At 69.0% G+C, this 10,144-nt stretch carries 16 protein-coding genes and 1 pseudogene; 14 read left to right on the plus strand and 3 right to left on the minus strand.

Going from position 1 to position 10,144, the window contains the following annotated elements; translation table 11 throughout:
• The 3 genes and pseudogenes from K2X24_RS15185 to K2X24_RS15195 form a co-directional block, all read left to right on the plus strand.
• Positions 1-105: pseudogene (locus tag K2X24_RS15185) on the plus strand (peptidase M4); the annotation flags it as partial.
• 153 nt (positions 106-258) lie between these two features.
• Positions 259-462 (plus strand): hypothetical protein, encoded by a 204-nt coding sequence (locus K2X24_RS15190; protein ID WP_238282644.1) that lies wholly within the window; start codon positions 259-261, stop codon positions 460-462.
• A 7-nt stretch (positions 463-469) separates the two neighbouring features.
• Positions 470-691, plus strand: coding sequence for an alkylphosphonate utilization protein (locus K2X24_RS15195; RefSeq protein WP_292499222.1), 222 nt, complete (start codon positions 470-472; stop codon positions 689-691).
• 15 nt (positions 692-706) lie between these two features.
• On the opposite strand, the gene K2X24_RS15200 is transcribed toward K2X24_RS15195, so the two are convergent.
• Positions 707-961 (minus strand): hypothetical protein, encoded by a 255-nt coding sequence (locus K2X24_RS15200; RefSeq protein WP_292499210.1) that lies wholly within the window; start codon positions 959-961, stop codon positions 707-709.
• Positions 962-1,223: 262 nt separating this feature from the next.
• Here K2X24_RS15200 and K2X24_RS15205 point away from each other — a divergent pair, with 262 nt between their 5' ends.
• From K2X24_RS15205 to K2X24_RS15235, 7 genes are all read left to right on the plus strand, one after another.
• On the plus strand, positions 1,224-3,032 hold the full coding sequence (locus K2X24_RS15205; RefSeq protein ID WP_292499211.1) for an adenine deaminase C-terminal domain-containing protein: 1,809 nt from the start codon (positions 1,224-1,226) through the stop codon (positions 3,030-3,032).
• 173 nt (positions 3,033-3,205) lie between these two features.
• On the plus strand, positions 3,206-3,391 hold the full coding sequence (locus K2X24_RS15210; protein WP_292499212.1) for a hypothetical protein: 186 nt from the start codon (positions 3,206-3,208) through the stop codon (positions 3,389-3,391).
• A 5-nt stretch (positions 3,392-3,396) separates the two neighbouring features.
• Positions 3,397-3,681 (plus strand): hypothetical protein, encoded by a 285-nt coding sequence (locus K2X24_RS15215; RefSeq protein WP_292499223.1) that lies wholly within the window; start codon positions 3,397-3,399, stop codon positions 3,679-3,681.
• A gap of 77 nt (positions 3,682-3,758) precedes the next feature.
• Positions 3,759-3,923, plus strand: a complete 165-nt coding sequence (locus tag K2X24_RS15220) for a hypothetical protein (protein WP_292499213.1) — start codon at positions 3,759-3,761, stop codon at positions 3,921-3,923.
• A gap of 87 nt (positions 3,924-4,010) precedes the next feature.
• Positions 4,011-5,132: a COX15/CtaA family protein gene (locus tag K2X24_RS15225; protein ID WP_292499214.1), complete on the plus strand. Its 1,122-nt coding sequence runs from the start codon at positions 4,011-4,013 to the stop codon at positions 5,130-5,132.
• Positions 5,133-5,275: 143 nt separating this feature from the next.
• Positions 5,276-5,485 (plus strand): hypothetical protein, encoded by a 210-nt coding sequence (locus K2X24_RS15230; protein WP_292499215.1) that lies wholly within the window; start codon positions 5,276-5,278, stop codon positions 5,483-5,485.
• A gap of 118 nt (positions 5,486-5,603) precedes the next feature.
• A complete protein-coding gene (locus tag K2X24_RS15235) occupies positions 5,604-6,284 on the plus strand; it encodes a hemolysin III family protein (protein WP_292499216.1) in 681 nt (226 codons plus the stop codon).
• 83 nt (positions 6,285-6,367) lie between these two features.
• On the opposite strand, the gene K2X24_RS15240 is transcribed toward K2X24_RS15235, so the two are convergent.
• On the minus strand, positions 6,368-7,273 hold the full coding sequence (locus tag K2X24_RS15240) for a GH25 family lysozyme (protein ID WP_292499217.1): 906 nt from the start codon (positions 7,271-7,273) through the stop codon (positions 6,368-6,370).
• 218 nt (positions 7,274-7,491) lie between these two features.
• Here K2X24_RS15240 and K2X24_RS15245 point away from each other — a divergent pair, with 218 nt between their 5' ends.
• The 4 genes from K2X24_RS15245 (at position 7,492) to K2X24_RS15260 (ending at position 9,876) form a co-directional block, all read left to right on the plus strand.
• Positions 7,492-7,923, plus strand: coding sequence for a DUF488 family protein (locus K2X24_RS15245; RefSeq protein WP_292499224.1), 432 nt, complete (start codon positions 7,492-7,494; stop codon positions 7,921-7,923).
• A gap of 150 nt (positions 7,924-8,073) precedes the next feature.
• Positions 8,074-8,808, plus strand: coding sequence for a LuxR family transcriptional regulator (locus K2X24_RS15250; protein WP_292499218.1), 735 nt, complete (start codon positions 8,074-8,076; stop codon positions 8,806-8,808).
• Between the two features lie 201 nt (positions 8,809-9,009).
• Entirely contained in the window at positions 9,010-9,633 is a 624-nt protein-coding gene (locus K2X24_RS15255; RefSeq protein WP_292499219.1) for an acyl-homoserine-lactone synthase, read from the plus strand.
• 27 nt (positions 9,634-9,660) lie between these two features.
• Positions 9,661-9,876: a hypothetical protein gene (locus K2X24_RS15260; RefSeq protein WP_292499220.1), complete on the plus strand. Its 216-nt coding sequence runs from the start codon at positions 9,661-9,663 to the stop codon at positions 9,874-9,876.
• A 54-nt stretch (positions 9,877-9,930) separates the two neighbouring features.
• On the opposite strand, the gene K2X24_RS15265 is transcribed toward K2X24_RS15260, so the two are convergent.
• The gene (locus tag K2X24_RS15265; protein WP_292499221.1) at positions 9,931-10,143 is read right to left on the minus strand and encodes a hypothetical protein; all 213 of its coding nucleotides are present in this window, start codon (positions 10,141-10,143) and stop codon (positions 9,931-9,933) included.
• Position 10,144: the final 1 nt, after the last annotated feature.

The raw sequence follows: 10,144 nt of genomic DNA on the forward strand, positions 1-10,144 counted from the left end.
GTCGAGCGCGAAGGCAAGGCCGTCGAGTACGAGATCAAGGTCGCGCTCACGGACCGTGAGCAGAAGATCAAGGTCGGACCGGACGGCATGGTGAAGAACGACTGACCGATCCGTCGACGTTGCCGGGCGCTCCGAGAATGGGGGCGCCCGGTCCCCGAAACCATGCCGTCCTGCGCACGCGACGCAGTTGCATCGGGCGCGTAAAGACCGCATCGCTCACGCCAAGCCCTCCGGGGCGGCCGCAGGGGCGAGGACAGCATGACGTCGGACGAGATCGAAACCATGAACCTGGCCCGGGCCAGCCTTGCCCGCCAGCGCGGAGCGCTCGCGCGCCGGATCGGGGCCAGCGAGGCCGCCGCCCCCTCGGCCGCCGAGGACCTGACCCGTATCCTTCTCGCCATCGAGGCCGTCGACCGGGCCCTAGTCGATGCGGGCCGCCCCTACGTCCCAGCCGAGCGCTGAGGCAGGCATCGCCATGGACGGGGTACGGGATTCGAACGGCACCCAGCTCACGGACGGCGATTCCGTGACGCTGATCAAGGATCTGAAGGTGAAGGGCACCTCCACGACCCTGAAGCGCGGCACGCTGGTCAAGAACATCCGCCTGACCGACGATCCGGCGGAGATCGAATGCAACGCCGAAAAGGTGAAGGGCCTGGTCCTGAAGACCGCCTTCCTGAAGAAAGCTTGAGCCGGGGCGCGGGGCCTACTCGTCGCCGACGTTGATGGGCCTCGGCGGAGAGCGGGTGAGGCTGCGGATCGCGCGGAGCGGTCGGCCGGACTTCTCGGAAATCGCCCGGTCCTGCTCCTCGATGAGCTCGCGGGCCGGGGCGTCGCCGTCGAGGCCGCCGAGGATCTCCATCGGAACGCGCCGGTTCGAGGCGCGGGACTCGTCTTCGTAGAGGACGTCGAACAGGACGGAGCCGCGCTCCTGCGGTTTCGACTTGGTACGCTTGGCCATGGGGAAACGACGCTCGAACTGGGACGGCTGACGGGGAAAATGCCAACGGCCACGGATGCGGGCGTGGCGGGTGCGCGTACATCCGGCGTCACCCTGGCCCTGCATCGTGGCCGTCTCCGATCGAGCGACGTGAGCCGCGACCGGCATGACGCCTAGATGGTGCCGGACGGCGCCTTTGACAAGCCGCATGCGGCCGCTGTCGCGCGCGCGGCGCCTCTGGCACGATGCATGCGCGGCAGCACGGCCCACCTCCGGAGATCGCATGACCGACACGCGAACGCTGACGCGCTTTTCCGTCGAACCCTTGAGCCGCATGACGCGCCACCTCGCGGCGGTGGCCTCGGGCCGGGCGGAGCCGGACCGCGTCCTCACCGGCGCACGCCTGCTCTCGACCTATTCCGAGCGCATCCTGCCCGACCGCGAGGTCTGGATCGCCGGCGGGCGGATCGCCGCGGTCAAGCCGGCGGGCACCTACCGGGGCGGGGCGCCGCGCCAGGACCTCGCCGGCGGCCTGCTCGCGCCGGGGCTCGTGGACCCGCACCTGCACATTGAGAGCAGCATGGTCACGGCCTGCGCCTACGCCGAGGCCGCGCTCCTCAACGGCACCACCACCATCGTCTGCGACAGCCACGAGATCGGCAACGTGCTCGACAGCGACGGCATCGCCTGGATGCTGGAGGATGCCCGCGCGGCGCCCCTCAACATCTACCTCACGGTGCCGAGCACCGTGCCGGCGACGTCGCCCGAACTGGAGACCGCGGGCGGCGACCTCGACGCGACCAAGATCGCGGCCCTGTTCGATGCCTGGCCGGAGGCGATCGGCCTCGGCGAAAAGATGGACTTCGTTGCGGTCTGCGAAGGCGATCCCCGCGCCCACGCCATCATCCGGGCCGCCCTGGAACGCGGCCGCCCGGTCTCGGGCCACATCTACGGGCGCGATTTCGTGGCCGCCTACGCGGCCAGCGGCGTCACCGACACGCACGAGGCCATCGACCGCGACATCGCCGACGACCTCCTGGAGGCGGGCGTCTGGATCTACCTGCGCGGCGGTCCGCCGACCACGCCCTGGCACAGCCTGCCCAAGGCCATCGGCACGATGGTCGAGTACGGTGCCGCCGCCAAGCGGATCTGTGTCTGCACCGACGACCGCGACGCGCAGGACCTCCTCGCCTTCGGCCTCGACTGGGTGGTGCGCGAGGCGATGCGGATGGGCGTCCCGAAGGTGCAGGCCTGGTCGATGGGCTCGCTGCACCCGGCCACCCGCTACGGCCTCGACGGCGAGGTCGGCGGCTTCGGCGGTGGTCGGCGCGCCGACCTCGTGCTCCTCGATGACGATCTCGTGCCGCAATCCACCTGGTATGGCGGCGAGCTGGTTGTCGAGAACCGGCGAATCACGCCGATCCTCGAGGCCGCCCTGTCGCGCCCCTATCACTACCCGGCGCAGGCCTACGCCACCATGCATCTGCCCGACCCGCTGCCCGCCCTGATCCCGGACCTGCCGGCGGGACCGTGCCGGATCAACGCGATCCGAACCACGCTGCCGGGCATCGAGCTCACCCACGAGGTCGTCGACCTCGTGCCCGGCCCCGACTGGGCCGCGACGCTGGCGCAGAACGACCTCTGCTTCGTCACCGTGATCGAGCGGCACGGCCGGGCCGGAAACCTCGCCCACGGCCTGCTCCGCGCCTTCGGGCTGAAGCGCGGCGCGGTGGCGAGCAGTGTCGGCCACGATTCGCACAACGTCATCGTCGCGGGCCTGAACGAGGGCGACATGCGCGTCGCCCTCGACACCCTGACCGAGATCCAGGGCGGCGTCTGCGTGGTCGAGCACGGGCGCGTCGTCGCCCTGGTGCCGCTGCCGGTGGCGGGGCTCCTGTCGGACAAGCGCGTCACCGCCGTCGCCGAGGAGGTGCGGGTGCTCAAGGAAGCCTGGGACCGGGCCGGTTGCACGATCCCCTATATGGGGTTCAACCTGATCCCGCTCTCGGTGATCCCGGAGATCCGCATCACCGACAAGGGTCTCGTCCTGGTACCGGGGATGCGCATCGTGCCGCTGTTCGAGACCGCCTGAGCGAGAGCCTGGCCGGAGCGCGGGAACCATCGCGGCGGCTCGCCGTTGTCGAGGCAGGTCTCAACAGCCGCTCGTTCCTCCCAAGCCTAATCAGCCTGCACACCTCTTATCGGTGGGCGGGCTGTTTCTTTGTCGCGAGGATGGACGCGGACTTGTCCTTCCGGAGTCGCCGCATGCGCAGCCTGCTCACCCTCGTCATCGTCGGCGCCATCGCATTCGTGCTCGTGGGCATGTACGTGGCTCCCGGCCAGCCAGAACTCCGGGCCTGGTACCTGCGCAACGCCTGCCAGTACCTCGACAAGGCCTCGCCCGAGATCTGCGCCCCCATGCGCCGGGCCGACACGGGCACGCCGACCTGAGCGCGATCCGTCGCGCCCGCGACTGGTTCTTCCGTGACCGGACGACCGGTGCGATCACGATCGCGCAGACGCCGAACGCACCGCTCCTCATCTTCGCGGCCTGCGCGCTCACCGAATGGTTGGTCGCCCCTGAGGGCCGCGCGGGTCTCCTGCTGCGCGGGCTCGGCGCCCTGGCCCTGGCCTATTGGGCCCTGGACGAAATCATCCGCGGCGTGAACCCTTGGCGGCGCTGCCTCGGGGCGATCGTCCTGGCGGGCCTCGTCTGGAATTTTGCCCAAACGCTGACCTGATCGCCGCGAAGCCGCTTGCGAAGCGGCCCGGCTCGCCTATCATCCGGAGCCAAGCGAAGCGCGGGAGAGGCGGGCGGATGACTTTCTTCATCGGAATTGCCGGGCCCTGGCTCGTCGTTGCCACCCTGGCACTCCTCTCCATCAACCGCGATCGGGACCTCGCGGTCGAGCACGCGGCGCGGTCCGCCGCTCCGGACGGTGCGTCGTCGCAGAGCGTTGCCCACAGCGCCTACCTCGCCTAACTCGCTTCCCATCTTCGGACAGGCCAGACGGCCGTCCGCCCGGATGGGGGATGCGACGTGGCGCAGGCGGACGTGACCAAAAGGTACGTGGCGACAGCGGGTGAGACGGCGTCGCCGCCAGCCGCAGGACAGCGTGCCCTGAGGGTTTGGCTCTACCTTCTGGCGGCCCTAGTCGTCGGGATGGTGGCAGTCGGTGGCGCGACGCGGCTGACCGGGTCCGGCCTCTCCATCACCGAATGGCGTCCCGTCACCGGGGCGGTTCCGCCCCTCTCGGCGGAGGCCTGGGCGGCGGAATTCGACAAGTACAAGGACACGCCGCAGTACCGCATCCTCAACCAGGGCATGGGGCTGTCCGACTTCAAGGTGCTCTATGCCTGGGAATGGGGTCACCGGCTCCTCGGGCGTATCGTCGGCCTGGTGTTCTTCCTGCCGCTGCTCTGGTTCTGGTGGCGCGGCGCGTTGACCCGCCGCCTCGGTCTCGGACTTCTCGGTCTCGGACTCCTCGGCGGATTGCAGGGCGCGATCGGCTGGATCATGGTGGCCTCGGGCCTTCAGCCCGGCATGACGGCGGTGGCGCCTCTCAAGCTCGCCCTGCACCTCACCACGGCGAGCCTGATCCTGGCGGGTCTGGTCTGGCTCGCCGCAGGCCTGCGCCCGCGCGTCGGGACGGCCGAACCCGCCCGCCTGCGCGTGACGGCCGTGGCGATCATGGGCCTCGTGCTGGCGCAGATCTTCCTCGGCGGGCTCGTGGCGGGCTCGAAGGCCGGCCTGGTCTACAACACCTGGCCGAGCATGAACGGCATGCTGGTGCCGCACGCGAGCGAACTCTTCGCGGTCTCGCCCTGGATCGAGAACTTCGTCGACAACCTCACCCTGGTGCAGTTCAACCACCGCCTGACGGCCTACCTGCTGCTGGCGCTGGCGCTGGGGCACGCCCTCGACGCGCGCCGGACGCGGCCGGGCTCGGGCCTCGCCCGGCGTGCCACGGGGATCGCCAGCCTCGTCGTCGCGCAGGCCGGCCTGGGCATCGTCACCCTGCTGCTCGCGGTTCCCCTCTGGGCCGCCCTCTCGCATCAGGTCTTCGCGATGGCGGTGCTGACGATGGCGACCGTCCATGCCCGTGCCACCCGGTCCGTGACCGCGGCGCCGAGCCGCGAGAGCCCGACGACACCCTTCGGCTTCGAGACCCTGGCGGGGCGGGCCGCCTGATCGGTTCGCGATGTGTGCATCACCACATCGCATTTGCAGTGCAGCGAACCACTCTGATCCCTCGCACGTTCAAAGCCCCTGTCGGGACCGCGACTTTCACCGTCGCGGAGCTCCGACCCCGAACACGAGAGGATCAGACCTGGATGCAGGACGCCGACATCGAACGCGGCACGAAAGCCCCATCCGAAACCCCCGGCCAGCCCGGGATCGCGACGCCCCGTCCGTCTGAAGCCCCAGGCTCCCTTCCCCGTAAGCCGCATCCCTGGCCTCTCATCCTCGGCCTGTCCGGTCTGCTCGGCGCCGTGTGGGCGATCGTCATCGTCAGTCGCTATCCGAGCATCCTTCCGGGCTGACGCAGGGGACTGCGCTACGTCCAAAAGATAGGTGTTGATGAACACGAGTCGGTATTTGCCGCAGGGAACGCTGCAACCGATTGAAGCGTAGCCTCCGGAGATAAACCGGAGGTCGGCGATGCTATTAGCGGACGACGGACGCCCATCGGGAGTAACCTGGAACTACACGCGCCGTGAGATGCTGGCGGACGGCGCCATTCACGTCATCGGGGTCGCCCTCGGGGTCGCCGGTGCCATCGGCATCGTGGTGATCGCCGCGCTCTCACCCCTCGATTGGGTCGAGCGGACGGGCGTTGCCATCTACGCGGCCGGCCTCGTCTCGATGCTCGGCGTCTCGGCCACCTACAACATGTGGCCGGTGTCCCGGCGCAAATGGCTCCTTCGCCGCGCCGACCATGCCCTGATCTACCTCATGATCGCCGGGACCTACACGCCCCTCGTCGCCCTCGTGGGCGACGGGACCCCGGCCTGGGGCCTTCTCGGCACGGTCTGGATCGTGGCCGCCATCGGCATGGCCCTGAAGCTGGCGCTGCCGGGCCGCTACGACCGCGCCGCGATCGGCCTCTACCTCACCCTCGGCTGGAGCGGCGTCGTGGCCTACGACGCGGTCATCGGCCGGCTCGGCCCGGATGCCCTCTGGCTCCTGGCCTTCGGGGGCCTGCTCTATTCGGTGGGCGTGATCTTCCACGTCTGGCGCAGCCTGCCTTACCAGAACGCGATCTGGCACGGCTTCGTCCTCGCGGCGACCGCCTGCCATTTCGGCGCGGTGCTCAGCACGGTGATGAGCGCCGGAATCTGAGGGCAGACGAATGATCCGGCCGCCCCCGGCGGCCGGATCATTCGCATTCAGAGTGGCCGCGGCACGACGGTGCCCGGCTCGACTCACTTGCCCGAGCAGAGACCCCGGTCGGCCAGTCTGCGGTGCTCGCGCGGGTCGCAATCGGTGGAGAGGAACGAGGCCCATTCGGCGGTGGTGCCGTAGAACGCGTTGCGATCGACGTCGCCGCGCACGCCGGGCACCCGGCCGGTGGAGGTGAACTGCCACAGCATCCACTTGCGCTTGGCATAGCGCTGCTCGGGCTCGGCGGCTGTCGAGCGGACCCAGTGCGGGTAATCCGGCAGCTCGTCCTCGAGCACGTCCTTGTGGAAGGTGATGTCGGTGTAGATGATCGGGCGCTTGCCCGTGTAGCTCTCCATCTCGTCGAGCATGTAGCGGATCATCGCCAGGGCCTGGGCCTTGGGCAGCTTCTTGGGGCAGAGCTGCGAATGGCCGTTCCATTCCACGTCGAGGACGGGGGGGAGGGCGGTGGGATCGTTCGGCACGTTCTTCTTGAACCAGGCCATCTGGTCCTGCGCCGAGCGGCACCAGAACACGAAGTGGTAGGCTCCGCGCGGAACGCCGGCCTGGGCGGCCCCTTCCCAATTGGCGCGGAAGCGCTCGTCCACGTGATCGCCGCCCTCAGTCGCCTTGATGAAGGCGAACTGCGTGCCGGCGGCGCGCACCGACATCCAGTCGATCGGCCCCTGCCACTTGGAGATGTCGATACCCTGGATCGGATGCTGCTTGGCCCGGGCCACGCCCGGATGGGGCTTGGCGTCACCCTTGGTGGGGTAGAAATCCGTGGTGCCCGAGCAGGCCGCGAGCGTCGCCAGCACGGCGACGGCGGCACCGCGCCGAAGCAGGCCCGCGAGCGTCGACCGGACGGGACGGCGATGCGGGCCGAGCGGTGCCCCCTGGCAGGCGGACTGACCCTCGCATGTCGAGACGGACCCGTTCCTCAGCGACATCGATGCCCGATCCATCATCTTTTTACGCGCTACACCAATGGCTAAGGCATGCCCGGGCGCGGTTAACAGACCTTTGACGGCATTGCGGCGGATTTCCGGAAGCCGTGTCCGCGCAGTCACATCGGTCGCGGGCATCCACGCTGGCGTTTCCGGGGTGAGCCGCCCTAAGTGTCGGCCGTAGCTCAAGCTTTCGTGATCCGGAGGGAACCGTGAAGACCTTGTTCACCATCGGGTACGAAGGCCTCGACCCGGAGCGTCTCCACGTCGCTCTCAAGGACGCAGGTGTCGCGACCCTGGCGGATGTCCGGGCGGTGGCGAACTCGCGCAAGCGCGGATTCTCCAAGACCGCCCTGCGCCTCGGCCTCGAGGCGGCGGAACTGGGCTACGCGCACGCGCGCGCGCTCGGCACGCCGAAGGCAGGGCGTCAGGCCGCCCGCGCCCACGATTCGGGTCTGATGCGGCGGATCTATTGCGAGGAAGTGCTCGACACCGCCGATGGCGGCCTCGCGCTGGACGAGCTTTGTGCTCTGGCCGCACGCGCGCCGACCTGCCTGCTCTGCTTCGAGCGCGAACCGGAACTCTGTCACCGGCGCGTGCTCGCGGAGCGAATGGAAGCACGGGGTTTCCATACGGTCGACCTGTTCGGATGAGCGGGGACCGGGAGCGACCGAACGACATTCGCGCTCAGGTTGTGGACGAGCGGTTCCGGTTGTCGGCATGCCAGCGATGACGGCGGAAAGCCTTGACAATCTAGAGTTATCGCAATCCTTTCACAGGGCCGTGAGCAGGCGGGATGCCCGATGACCCGAAGAGCGCTGGACCAGACCCTCGGTTTCCTTCGATCCCTCGATCGCACCGCGAACGTCGATGAGGTGTCGCGGCTCCTCCTGGCGGAACTCGCCGATTTCGGGATCGCGCACGCCATGGCGGGGACCGTGCCGCAGCGTGGGGCGCCCACGCGCCAGCAGCGCAGCCATGTCCTCGTGAATACCTTCCCGAGCGAGTGGGGTCAGCGCTACCTCGCGCGCGGCTATGCGTTTCACGATCCCACCGTGCGCCAGCTCGGCTTCAGCACCACGCCGTTCGCCTGGAGCGACCTCGGCCCGCGCGTTGCCGGCGATGCCGCGGCGCTGAAGGTGATGAACGAGGCGGGCGAGTTCGCGCTGCGGGACGGCATCACCGTGCCGCTGATGACCCTCGACGGGGATGTCGCCGGCTTCAGCCTGTCGGGGGAGCGCCTCGCCCTCGATCCGGCCGACCGGCCGATGCTCCACCTCATGGCCACCTACGCCTTCGGTCACCTCCTGCGCCTGCGCGGCCGGAACGCGGCCGTGGAGGCGGTCAAGCTGGCGCCGCGCGAGCGGGAGGCCCTGCAATGGGCGGCCGAGGGCAAGACCGACTGGGAGATCGGCGAGGTGATGGGCATCTCGACCCATGGGGTGGATTTCCATCTCCGGTCCGCCCGGACCAAGCTCGGCACCACCAACCGCACGCAGGCAGTGGCGGTGGCGCTTCGACGTGGACTGATCCACTGAGCGCACGCCCCTGATCGGCGCGGGCGACCGATACCCCCATCACCCACATGGCACGCAAAGGCTGGACGGCGCGATCCGGCGCGGCGCCCGTGCGCGATCGCGCCCCGATCCCGCATGCCCCGGCGCGAGACCCTACGGGTTTCCGTAGGTTTGTGACACTCTCGAAACTGTCAGAAACGCTCCACCCACGGAGGTTTCGACATGATCCATCTCGTCACAGCCGCAAATCAACATCAGTATCGTGAAGAAATGGAACAGGCTTGGCGCCTGCGCCATGCAGTCTTCGTGGAGGAAAAAGGCTGGTCTGATCTTGCGCGGCCGGATGGTCGTGAGATCGACCAGTTCGATACGCCGGCGGCGATCCATATCCTGGCGATCGAAGCGGGCCGGGTGATCGGCTACAGCCGTCTCCTACCAACCATGCGACCGCACCTGCTCTCGGACGTTCTGCCCCAGCTTTGCGAAGGCGAACTTCCCCGCGGTCACGACACCTGGGAATGGACCCGTCAGGCCGTGGCCCGCTCGCACCGGGCGCGCGGCAAGGCCGTCAACCCGGTCTCCCTGGCGCTGCTCTCCGGCATTCTGGAATGGGGCATGGCCAACGGCGTGCGCCGGCTCGTGCTGCAGATGCCGACCCTCTACCTCCTGCACGTGGTGCAGTTGCACTTCCGCGCGCGGCCCCTCGGATTGCCGCAATCGATCAGCGGCGAGGAGATCATCGCCGCGACCGCAGAGTTCGACGAGCGCACCCTGGCGCGCCTGCGCAGCCTGCGCGGCGACCCTCGTCCGGTGCTCGCCCCGTCCTACCCCCACCTCGCAGCCTGACACACGTCCCCAATTCGGAGAATACCCATGTCCCAGACCACACGCGTCTCCGACGAGGCGACGCTGGATCTGCTCGCCAATCACTGTATCGCGGCGCGCACGATGATCGACACGGTCGGGACCCCGGTGATGCGCCGGCTCATCGACCTCCTCCTGTTCGAGGTGGGCGTCGCCCTCAGTGCGCCGGTCACCGAAAGCGCGCAGATCACCGCACTCCGGCCGGTGCTCGAGCCGGCCGAGTAGGCCACCGGATCGGGCGAGAGGCAGACACCTCTCGCCCGAGCGCGGTCGCGGACCTCAGCGTCCCCCGCCGCCGCCGCGCATGCTGCGCTGCCGGCAGGTCCGCCCCATATCCTCGAAGCCCGCCGGACAGCGCCGTACGCAGGCTCCGGCGGCGTATTTCAGCGGCGGGCGGCACGCCCGGCTGAATTGCTGCTCCTGAAACAGGTAATCCTTGGCGGGACTCTGAGCCGCTGCCGGCATCGCCGACAGCATCGGCAGGGTCAGCATC

Origin of the sequence: Methylobacterium sp. (assembly GCF_019750675.1) — a bacterium.
Taxonomy (GTDB): domain Bacteria; phylum Pseudomonadota; class Alphaproteobacteria; order Rhizobiales; family Beijerinckiaceae; genus Methylobacterium.

Coding starts and splice junctions, on each gene's coding strand:
- K2X24_RS15200 (WP_292499210.1), bottom strand. CDS start 961: ATGGCCAAGCGTACCAAGTCGAAACCGCAGGAGCGCGGCTCCGTCCTG.
- K2X24_RS15230 (WP_292499215.1), top strand. CDS start 5,276: ATGCAGGACGCCGACATCGAACGCGGCACGAAAGCCCCATCCGAAACC.
- K2X24_RS15255 (WP_292499219.1), top strand. CDS start 9,010: ATGATCCATCTCGTCACAGCCGCAAATCAACATCAGTATCGTGAAGAA.
- K2X24_RS15205 (WP_292499211.1), top strand. CDS start 1,224: ATGACCGACACGCGAACGCTGACGCGCTTTTCCGTCGAACCCTTGAGC.
- K2X24_RS15220 (WP_292499213.1), top strand. CDS start 3,759: ATGACTTTCTTCATCGGAATTGCCGGGCCCTGGCTCGTCGTTGCCACC.
- K2X24_RS15190 (WP_238282644.1), top strand. CDS start 259: ATGACGTCGGACGAGATCGAAACCATGAACCTGGCCCGGGCCAGCCTT.
- K2X24_RS15260 (WP_292499220.1), top strand. CDS start 9,661: ATGTCCCAGACCACACGCGTCTCCGACGAGGCGACGCTGGATCTGCTC.
- K2X24_RS15250 (WP_292499218.1), top strand. CDS start 8,074: ATGACCCGAAGAGCGCTGGACCAGACCCTCGGTTTCCTTCGATCCCTC.
- K2X24_RS15265 (WP_292499221.1), bottom strand. CDS start 10,143: ATGCTGACCCTGCCGATGCTGTCGGCGATGCCGGCAGCGGCTCAGAGT.
- K2X24_RS15235 (WP_292499216.1), top strand. CDS start 5,604: ATGCTATTAGCGGACGACGGACGCCCATCGGGAGTAACCTGGAACTAC.
- K2X24_RS15240 (WP_292499217.1), bottom strand. CDS start 7,273: ATGTCGCTGAGGAACGGGTCCGTCTCGACATGCGAGGGTCAGTCCGCC.
- K2X24_RS15210 (WP_292499212.1), top strand. CDS start 3,206: ATGCGCAGCCTGCTCACCCTCGTCATCGTCGGCGCCATCGCATTCGTG.